This is a genomic window from Cobetia sp. MB87, assembly GCF_011319755.1.
Classification (GTDB): Bacteria; Pseudomonadota; Gammaproteobacteria; order Pseudomonadales; family Halomonadaceae; genus Cobetia.
On the sequence record NZ_VFBC01000002.1, the window covers coordinates 146,841 to 165,453 of the forward strand.

The 18,613-nt window shown below is 61.0% G+C and carries 15 protein-coding genes; 13 read left to right on the forward strand and 2 right to left on the reverse strand.

What is annotated here, in order from left to right; genetic code table 11:
- Positions 1–163: 163 nt before the first annotated feature.
- The 5 genes from CDPAHKCJ_RS00845 (at position 164) to CDPAHKCJ_RS00865 (ending at position 8,035) form a co-directional block, all read left to right on the forward strand.
- Positions 164–1,492: an MATE family efflux transporter gene (locus CDPAHKCJ_RS00845; protein WP_166018004.1), complete on the forward strand. Its 1,329-nt coding sequence runs from the start codon at positions 164–166 to the stop codon at positions 1,490–1,492.
- A 197-nt stretch (positions 1,493–1,689) separates the two neighbouring features.
- On the forward strand, positions 1,690–3,045 hold the full coding sequence (locus CDPAHKCJ_RS00850) for an ABC transporter substrate-binding protein (RefSeq protein ID WP_166018006.1): 1,356 nt from the start codon (positions 1,690–1,692) through the stop codon (positions 3,043–3,045).
- 55 nt (positions 3,046–3,100) lie between these two features.
- Positions 3,101–5,545, forward strand: a complete 2,445-nt coding sequence (locus CDPAHKCJ_RS00855) for a bifunctional diguanylate cyclase/phosphodiesterase (protein WP_166018008.1) — start codon at positions 3,101–3,103, stop codon at positions 5,543–5,545.
- Positions 5,546–5,838: 293 nt separating this feature from the next.
- Entirely contained in the window at positions 5,839–7,491 is a 1,653-nt protein-coding gene (locus CDPAHKCJ_RS00860) for a nitrite/sulfite reductase (protein WP_166018010.1), read from the forward strand.
- Complete coding sequence (locus CDPAHKCJ_RS00865) at positions 7,484–8,035, forward strand: DUF934 domain-containing protein (protein ID WP_082388755.1); 552 nt, start codon at positions 7,484–7,486, stop codon at positions 8,033–8,035. The genes CDPAHKCJ_RS00860 and CDPAHKCJ_RS00865 overlap by 8 nt, the downstream gene beginning before the upstream one ends.
- Before the next feature lie 188 nt (positions 8,036–8,223).
- Here the strand turns inward: CDPAHKCJ_RS00865 and CDPAHKCJ_RS00870 are convergent, their stop codons facing one another.
- Positions 8,224–8,397 (reverse strand): DUF2970 domain-containing protein, encoded by a 174-nt coding sequence (locus CDPAHKCJ_RS00870; protein WP_082388754.1) that lies wholly within the window; start codon positions 8,395–8,397, stop codon positions 8,224–8,226.
- Between the two features lie 284 nt (positions 8,398–8,681).
- Here CDPAHKCJ_RS00870 and CDPAHKCJ_RS00875 point away from each other — a divergent pair, with 284 nt between their 5' ends.
- Positions 8,682–9,041 (forward strand): hypothetical protein, encoded by a 360-nt coding sequence (locus tag CDPAHKCJ_RS00875; RefSeq protein WP_166018012.1) that lies wholly within the window; start codon positions 8,682–8,684, stop codon positions 9,039–9,041.
- Between the two features lie 368 nt (positions 9,042–9,409).
- On the opposite strand, the gene CDPAHKCJ_RS00880 is transcribed toward CDPAHKCJ_RS00875, so the two are convergent.
- On the reverse strand, positions 9,410–9,709 hold the full coding sequence (locus tag CDPAHKCJ_RS00880; RefSeq protein WP_166018014.1) for a hypothetical protein: 300 nt from the start codon (positions 9,707–9,709) through the stop codon (positions 9,410–9,412).
- A 464-nt stretch (positions 9,710–10,173) separates the two neighbouring features.
- Here CDPAHKCJ_RS00880 and CDPAHKCJ_RS00885 point away from each other — a divergent pair, with 464 nt between their 5' ends.
- The 7 genes from CDPAHKCJ_RS00885 to CDPAHKCJ_RS00915 all read left to right on the forward strand — a co-directional run bounded on the left by CDPAHKCJ_RS00885 (position 10,174) and on the right by CDPAHKCJ_RS00915 (position 18,605).
- Complete coding sequence (locus CDPAHKCJ_RS00885; RefSeq protein ID WP_166018016.1) at positions 10,174–12,663, forward strand: cache domain-containing protein; 2,490 nt, start codon at positions 10,174–10,176, stop codon at positions 12,661–12,663.
- Positions 12,664–12,991: 328 nt separating this feature from the next.
- Positions 12,992–13,789, forward strand: coding sequence for a FadR/GntR family transcriptional regulator (locus tag CDPAHKCJ_RS00890; protein ID WP_240916591.1), 798 nt, complete (start codon positions 12,992–12,994; stop codon positions 13,787–13,789).
- A 95-nt stretch (positions 13,790–13,884) separates the two neighbouring features.
- The gene (gene dgoD, locus CDPAHKCJ_RS00895; protein WP_166018018.1) at positions 13,885–15,033 is read left to right on the forward strand and encodes a galactonate dehydratase; all 1,149 of its coding nucleotides are present in this window, start codon (positions 13,885–13,887) and stop codon (positions 15,031–15,033) included.
- Positions 15,034–15,129: 96 nt separating this feature from the next.
- A complete protein-coding gene (locus tag CDPAHKCJ_RS00900; RefSeq protein WP_166018020.1) occupies positions 15,130–15,921 on the forward strand; it encodes an SDR family oxidoreductase in 792 nt (263 codons plus the stop codon).
- Positions 15,918–16,943: a 2-dehydro-3-deoxygalactonokinase gene (locus tag CDPAHKCJ_RS00905; RefSeq protein WP_166018022.1), complete on the forward strand. Its 1,026-nt coding sequence runs from the start codon at positions 15,918–15,920 to the stop codon at positions 16,941–16,943. Before CDPAHKCJ_RS00900 ends, CDPAHKCJ_RS00905 begins: the two co-directional genes overlap by 4 nt.
- A gap of 47 nt (positions 16,944–16,990) precedes the next feature.
- Positions 16,991–17,605 carry a 2-dehydro-3-deoxy-6-phosphogalactonate aldolase gene (locus CDPAHKCJ_RS00910; RefSeq protein WP_166018024.1) on the forward strand — a complete coding sequence of 205 codons (615 nt, stop codon included), beginning with the start codon at positions 16,991–16,993 and terminating at the stop codon, positions 17,603–17,605.
- A 73-nt stretch (positions 17,606–17,678) separates the two neighbouring features.
- A complete protein-coding gene (locus CDPAHKCJ_RS00915; RefSeq protein ID WP_166018026.1) occupies positions 17,679–18,605 on the forward strand; it encodes an SMP-30/gluconolactonase/LRE family protein in 927 nt (308 codons plus the stop codon).
- Positions 18,606–18,613 lie beyond the last annotated feature (8 nt).

Consider the following 18,613-nt stretch of genomic DNA (forward strand, 5'->3'; position numbering starts at 1 on the left):
TTTGTTTATTACTCTCCTATTGGTCTCTGCTCGGTTTATCGCTGTTCTGTTCATCGCAGCCCAGTTCACTGGTGCCCCGTTTGTCAGCCGCCTTCGAGGCTTTGGATTCCTCCCACTCCCCCCATTCCTCTCACCATTCCAACTCCCCGCGTGGGAGCGTCTGATGCTGGGAGATCTTGCGCGCAACACACGAATTCTGAAGCTGGCGCTGCCGATCATCGGGGCGATGCTGTCGCAGAGCCTGCTCAACCTCATCGATGCGGCACTGGTCGGCAGTCTGGGCGAGACGGCGCTGGCGGGTGTGGGGATCGGTGGCTATGCCATGTTCATGGTCACGGCCTTGATCTTCGGGCTGTCTTCCGCCGTCCAGGCACAGACCTCGCGCCGGCTGGGCGAGGAAGCGCCAGAGCGATGTGGCGAAGGCCTGAATGCCGGTCTGGTGCTGGCGCTGTCGATCGGCATTCCCGTCACCCTCGCCTGCCATCACTGGGCAGAGCCGCTGCTGTCACTGATCAATGATCAACCCGGCGTGCATGAAACGGCCGCCTCGTATTTCCAATGGCGAGTGTTGGGGCTGATACCGGTCGCCATGGCGTTCTGCTTCAGAGGCTTCTGGAATGGCCTGCAGCGCACCGGCATCTATCTGCGCATCATGCTGATCACCCAGGCGGTCAATGTCGTGCTCAGCATCATTCTGATCCACGGTCTGTTCGGCGCCCCGCAGATGGGCGCCGATGGTGCCGGGGCCGGTACGACACTGTCCCTGCTGGTCGCACTGGCATTGTGGATCAAGGCGACGCTGGGCGAGCGCAGTCTGCACGGTGTCCTGCATGCCTGGCCGCCGATGACGCATTACCTGACGCTGCTCAAGCTGGCGGTGCCCCATTCCTTTCAGCAGCTATGGTTCGCGGCGGGCTACGCGATGCTGTTCTGGATACTCGGTCAGATCGATGCGGCCAGTGTCGCGGTCGGCCATGTGCTGGTGAACCTTTCCCTGCTGCTGATATTGCCCGGGGTCGGGCTTGGACTGGCCGCCATGAGTCTGGTGGGTCAGGCCCTGGGCAGCGGTGAGCATGAAGAGGCCCATCGCTGGGGGTGGGACACCGTGCGCGTGGCACTGCCGTGTCTGTTGCTGCTGGGCTTGCCACTGTGGGTCGCGCCCCAGAGCGTACTCGGGCTGTTCCTGCATCGCCCGCAATTGATCGAACTGGGCCTGCTGCCGCTGCAGATGACAGCCGCCATGATCGTGCTCGACTGCACCGCCATCGTGCTGGCCCAGGCACTGCTGGGCGCCGGCGCCCATCGCACCGTGATGCTTGCCACCTTGAGCCTGCAGTGGCTGATCTTTCTGCCCGCGGCCTGGTGGTGGGGCGTCCATCAGGAAGGCGGCCTCGTCACCATCTGGGCGATACAGCTCACCTATCGCCTGCTCAACTCGCTCGTCTTCGGGCTTATCTGGCAACGCAGAGCATGGCAAGCCTTGCGCCTTTGAGAGTGTTTACTGGCGCAGCACGCCAGCAACCTCTGCTGCCACTCGCGCCCATAGCCCATGGAAGACATCAAGAGATAGTGATATATGTCGTTCAATCGTTGAAGCTTGGTAAATGGCAACCTTGATGAAATCGATTGATGGCTTGCCCAGTCGCGTATCCTGATGGAATTGCAAGTTAAAGTAATAGGGAGAACGCCATGTCCGATACCACCATCAGGACAGGACAACCACGACTCGGCTTGCCAAGGCTTATCGCCCTGTGTGGTTGCCTTGCCCTCAGCGGGCTGGTCAACGCCTCACCTTTTTACTCTTCATCTTCTTACTCTTCCTCCTCCGATCTCACGTCTCGGGCCTCCGAAAACACTCAAACCTCAGCCTACCCTTCAGGTCAGTCGAGAGAGCGTGGTGCACAGGAGGCGATCCCGGGACGCACGCTGACCGCCACCTTCGTGAACCCCGGGCTTCGTGGCGAACGATTCTGGGACATGGTGACCGACACCATGCAAGCAGCCGCCCTGGACCTGAATATCTCACTGGAAGTCGTCTACGCCGAGCGCAATCCCTACCTGCTCAAGAAACTTGCGATTCAGGCTTTGGAAAGCCCTGCCGCTCCGGATTACCTCCTGCTGGTCAATGAAGAGCAGGCGGCATCCGAGTTGTTGACGATTGCGGATGGCCACGACACCCATGTCGTGATGCTATTGAACGGACTGACCCGCGAAGAGGCGCTGGCCCATGGCACCCCGGGGTCCCTCCACCCCTCCTGGATCGGCAGCGTCATCCCGGACAACCACACTGCGGGCAAACGCATGGCGACCCAGTTGATCAAGGTGGCTCGAGAAGGCTCGCCCACCGGCCAACTGCATGGACTCGCCTTGATCGGCGATACCCGAACCCCTGCCTCGATTGCCCGCAATACCGGCATGGTGGCCGGCTTTTCCCAGGACCAGGATGTCCAGATAGACCGCATACTCGAGGCGCGCTGGAATACTCGGGATGCCGAACATCTTACTGCGCAATATCTCAAGTGGGTCAGCCGCTCAAGCGGTCAGAATGATCTGATCTGGGCGGCGAATGATGCCATGGCCGAGGGAGCCATTCTTGCGCTCGAGTCAGCGGGCCTCACGCCCGGCGTGGACGTGCTGGTGGCAGGGCTCAACTGGTCACCGGAGGGGATCAGCATGGTGAAGGACCAGCGCATGCTGTTGACGGACGGCGGTCATTTCATGGCCGGAGCCTGGGCGATGGTGATGGCAAGAGACCATGCCGATATCGAGGACTGGGCCCCCAGAACCGTCAACTTCCCGATGAGCGCCATTACGCATGACAATGTGGCGCGATACGGTCCACTTCTGGAAACCCCTGACTGGGAAGCTGCAGATTTCGCCGCCTTCGGCTTGCAGGCATCGCGGGATGACTATGAGTTTGATCCGATGAGGATATTGACGCAGATGCTTGGTCACCAGGCCCCGGCATCCGGATTGCCCCCTCAGGCTCCCGTCACCCAGAAGAAGACTGCACGTTCCAGCGCGCTCATGGACACCCCTCAATGAGGAGGCGCAAGGAGAGCTCGCAGGGCAACGTCCATCGCCACCGAGGGAGAACAGCGTGATCAATGATGGTCAGAAACTCGCCAAGCCCCCCGGTACGGCGCCCGAGAGTGATGGCGAGCATGCGTCACCACTCAGGTGGCGAATACTGCGGATACTTGCACCGCTGGTATTCACCATCTGTGCCATCAGTGGAGCCGTGAGTTATTACCTGTATGCCAGCGAGGCCGTCGAGCACATGCATGATGACCATCAGGAAATGATGGATATCGTGGCGCTGTCGATGCCGGACGCCATATGGAACTTCGACGATGAGAGAATCCATGCCTACCTCGAGACTCTCAGTCACCACGCCAGTGTTCATGCCGTGCGCTACTTCAATCATGAGGGGGAGCTTGTCGAGGAGATTGCCAAGAGCGGCACAGCATTGGATCCCGTCACGCATTCGAAGCCACTTGTCTATCAGAACTCACTGGTCAAGCAGGCCGTTGGCAGGCTTGAACTGGAGAGCACCAACGCCCCGTTGCTTGCCACCCGTTACCAGGGTGGAGCTGTGCTGTTCGGGATCGCCCTGACCATCATTCTGTCGATCCTGCTGATGCTTTCCTGGCAGTTGAAGCGCTGTGTGATGGATCCCTTGAGCAAGGCCGTGAGGCGCATGCGGCAGCTGGAGGGCCAGCATGCCACCTTCCAACGAATCCCCCCCGTTCACTCGCGTGAGATCAACAAGGTCATCGTGGAACTGAACAAGCTGGGAGAGCGAATCTTCAACATGATGGAAGCGCTGCGGAACAACGAAGAGCGCTATCAACACTTCTATCGTGATACCCCTGCGTTGCTGCTGGTGATCGACGACAAGGGCACTGTGCAGGATGTCAGCGAGCAAATGCTGGAGGTGACCGGCTGGGCGCGTGAACATCTTGTCGGCATGCCCTTCCACACTCTCATCAGCAGTGAGAATGGCAAGTACATCAATCGCATCAGCACGGCCTTGCGACTGGGCAATGCCTGCAACGACCTGGTGATGACATTGAACTGCCAACATCAGGAAGACCGTCAGGTCCAGGTGGTCATTCCGGCCGCCAATGGCAGCCAATCACGGGGCACGATGATGTTGCTGACGGACATCACCGAACTGACCAGAACCCAGCAGCGGCTGTTGGAGCATGAGCTGATTGACCCCTTGACCCAGTTACCCAACCGACTGTCACTCAATCAGCATGTACAGCAGTTGATCGCTCGTGACGCTGTCTTTGGTTTGCTGCTGGTCAATATCGATCGGTTCCATAGCATCAATCACCATCTGGGGCCGATGGACGGCGACCTGCTGTTGAAAGAGGTTGGCGCACGACTCAAGGAATGTGACCCCGGCTGGATCGGACGTACGGGGGGTGATGAATTCGTCATGACCTGTGATATCAATGATTTGCGTCCACTCGTCCATCGGATTCAAATCGCTTTCTCCCAGCCGTTGCTCAAGGCTGGCGAACCCATCCATCTCAGCCTGAGCATGGCGGGTCTTAAGGCACAGGCAGATGACGAGAGCCCCAGCCGCCTGATGCGTCTGCTGGAACTTACCGTGGTGGAAATCAAGCACAAGGGAGGCAATCAATACCGTACCTGTGTCCGTGATAGCGCGCTGGAAGACGGTGAGCCGTTGTTCCTGAAGGAACGCATGATTCGTGAAGCCTTGACCATGGGCTGGTTCCGCCTTTATCTACAGCCCATTTTCCGAGCGGACAGCGCAGATCTGGAGGCTCCGGAACTGCTGGGCGCAGAGGCACTGATACGCCTTGAGCACCCAGAGCTCGGCCAGGTGCCACCCGATGAGTTCATTGGAGCGGCAGAGAAGACAGGACAGATCGTCGAGATCGGCAACTGGGTATTGGAAGAGGCTGCCGTCATTCTATGCGAATGGCGACGGCTCGGGATCGAGGAGCGCTATCTGTCCGTCAATGCCTCCGTCATCCAGTTCAGGGATCAAGGCATGCTGCACCAGCTCGAGTCACTACTCGAGCGCTACCCGATTCGTCCCTCGCAGCTGGTGATCGAGGTTACCGAGAACCTGATGCTCGACAGCAAAGACAGCCTGCGCTATCAACTGCAGGCCATACGCAGACTGGGCGTCAACCTCTCGCTGGATGATTTCGGGACAGGCTTTTCATGCCTCTCCTACCTGCATGATCTGCCTTTCGGCATTCTGAAGGTTGATCGCTCCTTCGTCATGAATGTCGAGACCAGCCGCCGGGACAGGGAGCTTGCACGGGTCATTGTCGCGATGGGCCAATCACTCGGCATGCAAATCGTTGTCGAAGGGGTCGAAGACCGGGAACAAGCCAGGATCTTCCAGGACATGGGCGTCCACGCCTTCCAGGGCTATCTCTTCGGCCGCCCGATGCCGCAGCAGGCCTTCGAGAGACGCTTTCACGTCAATGCGGATGCGCGGGTCAGTCTGCTCAAACCTGTCAGGAGCGCACCAGGCAAAGGCAATGACCTGAACTGATATCGTCGGACTCATGTCGTTGTCGGTTCAGCGCAAGCTCGGTATGCGGCAGATCCGCGCCTGTCGAGAAACTCCAGGAAACATGGCCAGACGCCTATCCTCAGGCGGCTGGTCTTTTCTTTTCCGCTGCTGGTAGGCAAACTCAACGCGCCCTTCTTAATAACGTCATCATCGAAAACTATGAGGATTTATTCTTTTAAAGAATAAAGAATAGAGGGTATGGTGGCTTCAGCATCAACAAGATTCGCATCAGTGGACGATCATCTGATGCCCGACCGCAGGACACCCCTGACATGTATCGCTATGACACCTACGACCAGACACTGGTCGACGAGCGGGTAGCTCAGTTCAAGGACCAGATGGATCGCTATCTGGCAGGCCGTCTGGGAGATGAAGAATTCCGCCCTCTGCGCCTGCAGAACGGCCTCTACATCCAGCGTCATGCACCGATGCTGCGTATCGCCATTCCTTACGGCATGTTGAGCGCTGTCCAGCTGCGCGCCATGGCGGCCATCAGTCGTCGTTATGACCGTTCCTATGGACACTTCACCACTCGCCAGAACCTGCAGCTGAACTGGCCGAAGCTGGAAGATGTCCCGGCAATTCTCGCCGAACTGGCTCAGGTCGAGATGCATGCGATCCAGACCAGCGGCAACTGCATCCGCAATACCACGACTGACCAGTTCGCCGGTATCGCGGAAGACGAGACCGTCGATCCGCGTCCGTGGTGTGAGCTGATCCGTCAGTGGTCCACGCTTCATCCGGAATTTGCCTATCTGCCGCGCAAGTTCAAGATCGCCGTCACCGGTGCCAGCGCCGACCGTGCTGCCATCCAGGTGCACGATATCGGCATTCGCCTCAACCGCGCCGAGGATGGCAGCGTCAAGGCCACCATCCTGGCGGGTGGCGGTCTCGGCCGTACGCCGATGGTCGGCGACATCGTGCGCGAAGACCTCGACTGGCAGCACCTGCTGACCTATCTGGACGCCATCGTGCGTGTCTACAACCAGTGGGGCCGTCGCGACAACAAGTACAAGGCGCGCATCAAGATCCTGGTCAAGGCACTGGGAATCGAGGAATTCCGTCGTCGCGTCGAGGAAGAGTGGGCCCACCTCAAGGATGGCCCGGAAACCCTGACCGACTCCGCCGTCACCAAGGCGACCAGCTACTTCCCCGAGCCTGAGCGCCGTGAAGTCAGCGCCGAGGCCATCGAGGCCTATGAGACATTGCGCCGCGAGAACCGTGCCTTCGCGCGCTTCGTGACCAACAATGTCGTCGGCCACAAGGTACCGGGTTACAAGGCCGTCACTCTCTCGCTCAAGCGTCGTGAACTGGCGCCGGGTGACGTCACTGCCGACCAGATGGACGCCGTGGCGGACCTCGCGGAGCAATATGGCTTCGGTGAGCTGCGCGTGACTCACGAGCAGAACCTGGTGCTGTCAGATGTGCCGGTCGATGAACTCGAGGCACTCTGGAAAGCGCTGGAAGCACTCGGCATGGCCAACCCGACCGTGGGTACGTTGGCCGACATGATCTGCTGCCCGGGCGGTGATTTCTGCTCGCTGGCCAATGCCAAGTCGATTCCCATCGCGCAGGCACTGCAGGACCGCTTCGAAGATCTCGATTTCCTGTACGATCTCGGCCCGCTGGACCTGAACATCTCGGGCTGCATGAACGCCTGTGGCCATCACCACGTCGGCAACATCGGCATCCTCGGTGTCGACAAGAAAGGCCAGGAGTTCTACCAGGTCTCGCTGGGCGGACGCAGTGACGACAGCGCCACGATCGGCAAGATCCTCGGCCCGTCCTTCAATGCCGAAGACATGCCGAACGTCATCGACAAGGTGCTGCAGGTGTACGTCGAGCAGCGTCTGGAAGATGAAGTCTTCGTCGATACCTACCACCGCATCGGCATGAAGCCGTTCAAGGAGCGGGTCTATGCCTGAGGTGACTGCAGAAATGACATCAGCACGTGAATTGACCGATCAGCGCCAGGGTGGCGTCATCCGTCAGAATCAGCTGGTGAGCGAAGATGCCTGGCAGGTCGTGCGTCTGGATGAAGACGGTAATCTGCCGAGTTATCAGCAACCCGCCCTGCTGCCGCTGGCAGAATGGCAGGCGCTGGTCGCCGCCGGCGAAGGCTCTGATCATCTGGCGCCCTGGCTTGCCAGTGACACCGAGCTTACGCCGGAACTGGGCAAGGCACTGGCGGACGCACCGCTGCTGGCGGTCGACTTCCCGAACTTCAATGATGGCCGCGGTTACACCATCGCCCGCCTGATGCGCGAGCGCTTCGGCTACCAGGGTGAGATTCGCGCCATCGGTGACGTGCTGGTGGATCAACTCCACTACATGAGTCGTTGCGGCATCAGTGCCTTTGCCCTGCGTGATGATCAATACGTGGAAGATGCCTTGCATGCGCTGAGCTCGTTCAGCGTCAGCTACCAGACCGGCGTCGATCAGAAGACGCCGCTGTTCGCGCGTCGTTGATCGCCCGCTCTTGATCACTCACTGTTGCTGCCTGCGAACAGACGCGGGATAGAAGGCAATCGCAGCCAAGTGAATCAAGCGAAAGCCCCCGTCCAGGATGGTCACCTGAGCGGGGGCTTTTTCGTGCCGAATATTTCGTGCCTGAAGTGTCTTGTCCAATGTTTCGGCTCTGTCGCCTGAGCGGGGCATCAGCCAGCGACGACCGTGGACAGCAGTGCCATCCCTCCCACCAGCAGTGCGGCCATCACCAGCCCCACCACCAGAAAGTCCAGCGCATGGCCGTGCTCGAAATCTCGCTTGCGATTGGCCTCCTTCTGGACACCAAAGAATGCTGCCAGTACGGATTTGACTTCATTGATCATGATCGCCTCCTTGTCGGTGACCTCACGCAATTCATCATCTGGGCACAGGGTTGTCTGAGGACAGGGTTGTTGAGGAAAGGATTGACTGGGGACAGCACAGGATGCTCGCGCGCGTTCCAGCAGAGGGAGCTATGCTCAACTCAGCTCAGGTTGCGAAGCCTCTGCCACAAGACCAGCCACTATCACTATTGGTCACAATAACGCCAAACACCAGCCGCCCCGCAGGTATTTCCTCCAAGACTTGCTCTTATCAGCTATCAGATACCATGAGACAGGAGTCCAGAATGCCAGTCGCCAATCAACCGATGCAGCCTTTCGCTGCCATGTTCAGTACCCCACTGCCCTGGATGAATCGACCAGACGATCTCGTGCATCCCCTCGCCCCCTTGATGCGGTGCCAGCAGGTATGGTGGACCCTTAGCCTCAAGGCATATGAGCAGGAAATCGAGTTTATTCGCATGTGGCAGACCAAGAGCATGGAAATGGGCCAGTGCCTGCTATCGACCGGGTTCGTTGACCCGCAGGAGTCGAAGGAGTGCCTGACGGACATTGTCAGTGATGTGCAGGAACATACCGTCAAGCGCTTGCAGCGCCTGCAAGGGCTGACAGATGAATTGAAGGAAGCCATCTGGGAGGAGATCTAGGCCACAGTCGTCGGCCGAGAACTGGTGGGAACCTTGCCGAATGGAGCTTGCCGTCAAACAGGCAAGCGGTCTCGTAGATAAGCCAATAAGCCAATAAGCCAATAAAAAGACATCAGAAAATCCATCGGACCTGATAATCCATCGGATCAAGATGAGCCATGCGAGAAACGCACAGCGCCCAGCCTTCAGGAAGAAGTGCTGGGCGCTGTATATTACAAGCTTGCAGGCCTGTTCAGACCATCGCGACGCGCAAAGACTTATCTGCGTCGCTCAGGACTTAGCTCAAATGATGGCTCAGGACCTGGCTCAGGGCGTATTCCAGAAGGAGTCCAAGGCGTAGTGCAGGCAACGTCAGGCGAGACGAGGGCTTACGCTGACTCCTCTGAATCCGCGTCTCCCTTGAAGGCCTCAAGCTCACGCAGCCATGTCTGGGCGGCCTCGCGATCGAGATCGAATTCCGCGATCAGGCTCTCGAGCCGCGCCAAGAACTCCGCTTCACGCTGTTGAGCGCGCGCGTCGTCGGCGTCGTGGTTCGACTCAGCGGCGGGCGCAGGCTGAGAAGAGCGATCCAGCGCATTCAGCTCTTCCGCCAACGCTTTTTCGAGCTCATCAAAGAGAGCACGCTGCTTGCGAGCACTGGCAATGATCTTTTCATCATGTCGGTTCATGCACGATTTTCCACTTTTGATCTTGTCGACAACAAGAAGACAACGCTATGAGTTCACTGCAGGACGATGAGCGACAATTTGACTTGCAGCTTATGCACGACACCTTCAACACTCGATCGGCGCGCCTCAAATCAAGATGTTAGCGAGCCTCTTCTGGACAGCCATTGACAAATGACAGATATCTTCTTGAAAGCCATACAGAAAACTAGCTTCATCATGCCCCTTTCAACGCCTGCTCGCAAGACATCGCACGCTACGTCAAGTGCGCAGGTGCCCTGAACTGGGGCCTCACGGAGTGTTGAGCGCCCTCACTTGGCATCTGGACGGCAACATCGTAACGTTGGCTGAATGACATCGAGGCCTGAAACGACATCTCCTGGGTGTTGCGCTAGCCGCTATGCTCGAAACAGTGCCATCATCGCCCTTCGCAGCGCCACCGCATCACTCATGGATGACGTGACTCGATGATCAAGGATAGTGATCTCTCTCGACATGGGCCAGATACCGGCCCGCCCGATCTTCGCTCCCCGGACAGACAGCGTCCGTTCGGCAAACCCTTGCGCCTGTGGCTGGGGTTGACCGCACTCTCCTGTCTCTCGCTTGGCGGCCTGCTGGTATTTCAGGAATCGCAGAGTCGCGAGCAGGACATCATGCAAGCCCAGGCGACACAGATGCTGGTCGCCAGGGAGCGACGTCAACAGGCCAGCCTCATGGTGGAGCAGACGCTGGGCATGATCGCCTCGCGACATCGCGATTACGAGCACCGCCTGCAACGTCTTCTGATCACCACCATGCGTTCCCCGTCGCTGGGTATCAGCCATCTGAGTGGTCGCGATCGTTCCTTCGTCAGTACTGAACTGTTGCGCCAGTTCCCGGACCTGCGCATCAACCCGGACTGGATCGACATCATGCAGCTTCCCACTACGCTCCACCCTGACTGGTGGGATCAGGAGTTGAATCAGCGCCTCGATGCGGGCATGCGCAAGGCACAATTCCTGCGCGGTACGGATGCCGGACTGGTGTTTGCCGTGCCTCTAGGGCAAGAAGAAGACAGCCTCGGCGCCGTGCGCCTTGATCGTCGACAGCAACCTGCCCCCTGGGCGCTGGTGCATATCGACCCGAAGATGGTGGCCTTTCTGGTCGCCAATGAGCTGAGACAGTCTCTGCATGCGAGTCTCGAGCGCGAGGAAAGCCGCTATGTCTGGATCAACGAGATCCTCGACCCGGCCGGCGGTGAGGGTTATGCACGCCGCTTGATCCATCCTTTACTGCCGGCTACCGAAGGCCAGTTGCTGTCGACCGAGTATCAGGACAGCAGTGGCCGCTTCCCGTATCGCACCGAGCTCGAGGGTGTCTTGAACGGCAGTGGCATCTACTTCGATTACCGCTTCCCCAAGCGCCCGGGCGCCGAGCAGGTCGACAAGACCGCCTACGCCGCCCTGTATCCCCCCTTCCAGTGGATCATCGCCAGTGGTGTCTATCTCGATGACATCAGTGAAGCCGCCTTCCAGGCGCACGAAGACTTGATGAACAAGAAACACGCACTGGAGCGTTGGCATTTCCTGATCACGCTGCTGGTGACCTTGATGCTCTGCCTCGCCTTTGGCTACGCCTTTCTGCGCCAATATCGTGAGCGACAGCTCCAGATGCGCCAGCGCATGAATCAACTGGAGCATGAGCTTGAGCAGCGCGGCGAAGACAGGCTCGGATCGGTGATGCGCATGATCCGGGAGGAACGCTGCCCCGAGCGCTCAGGAGAAGACCTGTTGGCTGCCAATCTTGTCAGCGCCATCGCGTCACGACTCGGGATGGACCGTCAGGAAACCGCCACGCTGGAGCGCGTTGCCATGCTGCATGATATCGGCAAGCTGGCACTGCCCGACTCACTGCTGAGGCCACGCGATGAACTGCATTTCGATCAGTATCACTTGCTGCGTCGTCATGTCGAGATCGGTGAACGCATGATGGAAGACGCTCTGATGGCGCCCGCCGAAGCTGACCTGTTGCGTGCCAGCCAGCAGTTCATGCTGGGTGCCTGCAGCGGGTTGTCGCCGCATGCAAACGGCAACGCTGACGCGTCATCGCAGCTGTCGCAAACCTCTGCAACACCTCCTGCTGCGTCTTCGTCCGAGTCTACTTCTACGCCTCCTCATGCAGACATCCTGCAGGCTGAGCAAGCCTCACCCGATACTGCAGCGATCTCTCATGGCGAGACGTCCCTCGCTGCCAGCACTCTGGCGCTGGTCGTGCAGGTCATCGAGCTGGTGCGACATACCGGTTTCAGTGAGGCCCAGGCGCTATGCGATATCGAACACCGACTTGGCCATCTGCCACCAGAGTTGCTGCAGGCGGCGCGTGAAGTGCTGACGGAGCAACCGATACCGCCGGCGCCCACCCTGCATCGACTCTGCCCGCAGCAGGTAGAACGTGACCCTAACCGGTGGCGCGACAGCCACAGTGGCTGCTTCACCCGTGCACTGCTGGATGCCGCTCTCGAAGCGCTGTCCCGTGAGTGTCAGGACGCCATGGGGCAGCACATCACGCTGTGCCATCTTCGCTTGAGCCGCAAGGGTGAATCACGACGCGACGCAGGCGACAAACGGCTTTCGCCACTCGATGCCCAGCTTGGGCCGCACCTGAATGCCTGCTTCTACCCGTTGCGTGTCTTCCGCGTCAGCGAGGGCAACTTCATCGTGATGGGGCACCAATGTCGGGATATCGCGCCTGCGCACAAAGTAGCCCGCCGCCCTGAAGGCAATGAGCCTCTGTTCGAGGCGCCAGCCAATGGCACTGCCTCGCCGCCCACCGCCGACTCCCTCGTTTCACTGCTGTCATCGCTGGAGGACACCGCGACGCTGGAGATCACGCTGCTCGATCTCTCCTGTGCCCAGACACTCAAGGAATGGCAATTGGCCCTCAATGGCCACCTGGCTCGCTACCCGTCATCTGCTTGACCCGGTCATGGCGCTTTGCATGTGACCCGCCTTCCCAGGCACGGCAGGGGCCAGACATTGCGTCTGGCCCCGTTCGTTGTGGACGCACTCCTTTTTAGTACCTCCCTTGTTACCCGCCGAGTTGTTAGCTGCGTCCTTGGCAGCTGTGCCGGGCGAACTTCTCGCGCGACCAAAGTTGAAGTGTCTGTGCCTTGTTGAAATGTCCGACATTTATTAATGTGTGTTCAGACATTTATTCTGATGCTCGGATTCTCATGCGTCAGCGCCGCGCTTCAAGACGGTGCGATGCAGTGACTCTCCTGACCATCCCCTCATGACAGGCCACTCAATGACCGACTCTCTGGCGACAGCCTCGCTCGCCACTGACAGCGCCTCGGCGGACGACGCGACCCCGCATAGCATGGAAGCCATCGCCACCTGCATGGCGCGGGAAATCCTCGCGGGCAGCCTCGGCCCCGGTGACAGCTTTCCGCGTGAACTGGATCTCTGCCAGCGCTTCGACGCCAGCCGCAACCGTGTTCGCAATGCCCTGGCACAGCTGGTGAGCGCCGGGCTGCTGGAGCGCACCGCCGGGCGTGGCACCATCGTGCGCGAGATGAGCGAGTGGCAGCTGCTGGACCCGCTGATGAGCCATTGGGTCAGTGGTCTCGACGGTATCAACCCGGACCTGATGCGCGAGATCTACGCCTTCCGCCTCTCCGTCGAGCCCTATGTCAGTGCGCTGGCCGCAATGAAGGCCAACGCCCAGGACCTCGCGCGTCTGGAGCGCGCCTTTGAAGGCATGGTCAATACCGCCAATGACAGCTCACGCGAGGCGCATGCCGAGCACGATGTCGCCTTTCACGAAGCCATCTACCACGCCACGCACAATCTGGTGTGGACACAGCTTGGCAGTTTGCTGCGCCCTTCCATCAGCCAACTGATCCACAGTACCCAGCAGTCCGCGCAGCAGCATGATCACAGCCATCATCGCGCCAGCCTCGATCGTCACCGCGCGGTGATGGAGGCCATTCGCCTGCGCCAGCCCGAGATGGCACGCACCTGTGCCGAGCGGGTACTGGAGACCGCAGCGCGCGATCTCGGCTTCTCCCAGGACCACCCGCAGCTGGGGCATCGCCGCTTCTGATGCTGATCGGCGTCAGCGGATGACGGCCGACCCCACATCCTGCTTCGCCTGACGCTGACCTTCGTTCAAACGCCCATTCTCATAAGGATGCATCCGTGAAAATCACCCGACTCAAGACCTGGCAAGTTCCGCCGCGCTGGCTGTTCCTCAAGATCGAGACCGATGAAGGCTGCTATGGCTGGGGCGAGCCGGTCATCGAGGGCCGCGCCGCGACCGTCGAGGCCGCCGTGCACGAGCTGTCCGATTATCTGGTCGGTCAGGACCCGCGCAATATCGAGCACCTGTGGAACGTGATGTACCGTGCGGGCTTCTATCGTGGTGGCCCGATCCTGATGTCTGCCATCGCTGGCATCGATCAGGCGCTGTGGGACCTGAAGGGCCGTGATCTGGGAGTACCCGTGCACCAGCTGCTCGGCGGCCCGGTACGCGACAAGATGCGCATGTACGCCTGGACCGGCGGTGACCGCCCGTCAGATGTCGGCGCAGGCGCCAAGGCACTGGTCGATCAAGGCTTCACCGCCTTCAAGATGAACGGCACGCCGGAGATGCAGATCGTCGATTCCCACAAGAAGATCGATGACGCCGTGGCACGTATCGCCGAGGCCCGTGATGCGGTCGGCCCTGACGTGGGAATCGGCATCGACTTCCATGGTCGCGTGCACCGCCCGATGGCCAAGGCGTTGCTGCGTGAGCTGGAGCAATTCCACCCGATGTTCATCGAGGAGCCGGTTGCGCCTGAGCACCTGCCGTCGCTCAAGCACATCGCGGAAGGCATCGCGACGCCCATCGCCACCGGCGAGCGCCTGCACACCCGCTTCCAGTTCCGCGATCTGCTGGCGGACGGCATGGTCGACATCATCCAGCCGGATCTCTCCCACTGTGGCGGCATCAGCGAGGGCCTGAAGATCGCCACCCTGGCCTCGGCCTACGATGTGGCGCTCGCCCCGCACTGCCCGCTCGGCCCGCTGACGCTGGCGGCCTCGCTGCAACTGGACGCGGTATGCCACAACGCTTTCATCCAGGAGCAGAGCATGGGCATCCACTACAACAAGGACAATGACGTACTGGACTACCTGGTCGACAAGGATGCGCTGGCGATCAAGGACGGCTTCTGCGCCATTCCGCAGGGCCCGGGGCTGGGCGTCGAGATCGATGAAGCCTTCGTCGAGGAGCGTGCCAAGGTCGGCCATCGTTGGCGCAACCCACTCTGGACCCACGAAGACGGCTCCGTCGCCGAGTGGTAATGCCGAGCAAGCCGCAACGCACACACTGACAACACAGACGCCATGCCAGGACAGGCCTTCCGCCGAAGGCCTGTCACGCTCAAGGAAGGATCCGACATGACTCGTACCGCATCATCCGAACGCCCCGCCTTCGCCGACTTTCGCTACCCGGACCTCGAAGGCGCCAGCGTCTTCATCACCGGCGGTGGCTCCGGCATCGGCGCCGCGCTGACCGAAGGCTTCCTCGCCCAGGGCGCCAAGGTCGCCTTCGTCGGCCTGTCCGATGCCAGCGAATTCTGTGACGCCATGGAAGCTCGCTACGCCAATCGTCCGCTGTTCATCCCCTGCAACATCCAGGATATCGAGGCGCTGCAGGCCGCCGTCGCGCAGGCGCGCGAGGCCCACGGCCTGATCAACGTGCTGGTCAACAACGCCGCGCGTGATACCCGACATACGCTGGATGAGTGGACGGTAGAACAGTGGGATGAATCCATCGCGACCAATCTGCGCCCGCAATTCTTCACCGCCCAGGCAGTCGCCCCCGACATGCGCGCGCTGGGTGGCGGCGCCATCATCAATCTGTCCTCCAACAGCTACATGCTGGGCCTGAGCGGCTATCCGACCTACGTCACCGCCAAGGCTGGCATCATGGGCATGACCAAGGCACTGGCGCGCGAGCTGGGCCCGGACGCCATACGCGTCAACTGCCTGATTCCGGGCTGGGTGATGACGGAGCGTCAGCGCGAGCTGTGGGTCAACGACAAGGACTTGAACGAGTGCATTGATCAGCAGTGTCTGAAAGAGGCCATTCCGGTCGAGGACATGATCAATCCGTGCCTGTTCCTGGCCTCCAGCGCCTCGCGCATGATGACCGGCCAGCCGATGGTGGTAGACGGAGGCCGAGTGTGAGCGCCGTCAGCGTCACGCCGGCCTGGATCGCCGTCGACTGGGGCTCCAGCAATCTGCGCGCCTGGGCCGTCAATGGCGACGATGCAGTCATCGCCCAGGCCAGCAGTGCCCGCGGCATGATGGGGCTGGCGGCAGATGAGTTCGAGGATGTGCTGCGCGTGCTGATCAATGACTGGCTGCCAGAGGATGCGGCGGCTCCCATGCCGGTGCTGATCTGTGGCATGGCCGGCGCGCGTCAGGGTTGGCAGGAGGCGGCTTACCTGCCACTGCCCACGAAGAAGACGCCTGCCCATGATGTACTTGCCGCCCTCGGTGAGCGGCTGACCCATGTCGCGACCCGCGACAACCGTCTTGCCGTCGCCATCGTGCCGGGCCTCTGTCAGCAGCAGCCTGCCTTTGACGTCATGCGTGGCGAGGAGACCCAACTGGCGGGCCTGGTCGCCGCCCAGCCCGACTACAGCGGTGCGGTGTGCCTGCCCGGCACCCACGCCAAGTGGGCGCATCTCGCCAATGGCGCGATCACAGGCTTCAGCACCTTCATGAGCGGCGAGCTCTACAAGCTGCTCAGCCAAGACTCGGTGCTCAAGCACTCCGTCGCCGCGGGGGATCTCAGCGACGACGCCCAGCGCGATGCCTATCTGGCGGGCATCGACACGGCGCTTGCCGCCCCGGAGCGCACCACCGCGCAGCTGTTCGGCATTCGTGCCCGCGATCTGCTCGACACGACTCTGCCCCAGGGGGACGCTCGCAAGGTGCTGCTCGGTGCACGCCTGTCAGGCCTGGTGCTGGGGCTAGAGCTGGCGGGCGCCACTGCGGAGCTTTCGGATCACACCACCATCACCCTGATCGGCGACACCGTGCTGTGCCAGCGCTATCAGGTCGCGCTGGAGCATCTGGGCTATCAGGTCACCACCGCGGCCAACGCCGACATGATTCTGGCAGGGCTCGGACACATCCAACGTGCGCGGCAGTCGGCTCACACGTCGTTATCCGCTTCCACCCCAGTGACGCATTGCTACTGATCCATTGTCATTGACCCCATGACATACCCATTTTTCTGGAGATCGCCATGAGCCTGCCTCTGGTCGCCATTCTGCGCGGTGTCACGCCGCAAGACATCATCGCCATCGCCGACGAGATCATCGCCGCCGGCATCACCCGCATCGAAGTCCCGCTCAACTCCCCTCAACCGCTGGAGAGCATCGCCGCGCTTGTCGAACACTGCGAGCGCGCGCATGGCGGCGAGATCCTGATCGGCGCCGGTACCGTGCTGACCCCGCAGCAGGTGCGCGACGTGCACGCTGCCGGCGGCCGTCTGATCGTCTCGCCCAATGCCGATGTCGATGTCATTCGTGAAAGTCGCCGCCTGGAAATGGTCTCCCTGCCGGGCATCGTCACTCCGACGGAAGCCTTCGCGGCTCTCGCTGCCGGCGCCTCTGGCCTCAAGCTGTTCCCGGCGACTCAGGTCGGCATCGTCAACATGAAAGCGATGCTGGCCGTGCTGCCCAAGGACACCGAGCTTTACGCCGTCGGCGGTATCGGCAGTGACAACTTCGCCGAATGGCGCGCCGCGGGTGTCCACGGCGCTGGCCTCGGCACGGCCATCTATACGCCGGGCCTGAGCGCCGCCGAGGTGGGCGAACGCGCCCGCACCCTGGTCGCGGCATGGCAGGCGGCCGACTGATAGCGACGAGCCACGCCACCGCAAGAGTGACGAGACAGCGAAAAGAGCTCACGGATATCGCAAGGAGCAGCAGATGACGTCATCACCATGCCTTGGCACTGCCAGGCGCCTCGTCGCCAGTGGCTGCGAGCTGGGCGAAGGACCGGGCTGGTCGCCCGCCACGGACATCCTGCCTGCGCGCGTGCGCTGGCTGAACATCCTCGCCGGTGAGCTGCATCACGCGGCCGCGGACGGCAGTGATCACGTCATCACTCAGCTTGCGCGCCGCACCTCCTACGCAGCCGTTACCCAAGACGGCGATTACCTGCTGGTCGGCCAGGGGATGCTCTCGCGCTTCAACCCCGAGACCGGCGCCGTGGAAGATGTCATGCCCTTCGAGGCGGACACGACGCCGACCACGCGTAGCAATGACGCGCGGGTCGATCGCCACGGCAGTCTGTGGCTTTCCAGCATCGGCCTGAACGCCGAAACCGGCGCAGGCAGCCTCTATCGCCTGCATCGGGGGCAGCTGACTCGCGTTCTCCAGGGGCTGACCATCCCCAATGCGCTGTGCTTCTCGCCGGATGGCCGCTTCGCCTATTTCACCGATACCGTCACCGGTCAGGTGATGCGCTGGCAGCTGGACGCCGATGGCTGGCCATTGACCTCAGCAGGTGAATACAACGCCCCTGAGGTCTGGGCCGACCTGCGCGATTGTGGTGGTGGCCCGGACGGCGCCGTGATCGATGCCGACGGCCACATGTGGATCGCGCTCTGGGGTGCCGGCCGCGTGGCAAGGCTGGACCACGACGGCAAGGAAATCGCCCATGTGGCGCTGCCGGTCAGCCAGCCATCGTGCCCGCTGTTCGGTGGCGAGGGGCTGAGCACGCTGTACATCACCACGGCGCATGAAGGCATGGCCACGCCGGATCATGCGGCGGGTGACGGTGACCTCTTCGCGTTGGATCTGTCAGCACATGGCTTCAAGGGACTCGCAGAGCCACCGCTGGTACTGGGCTGACAGGTACT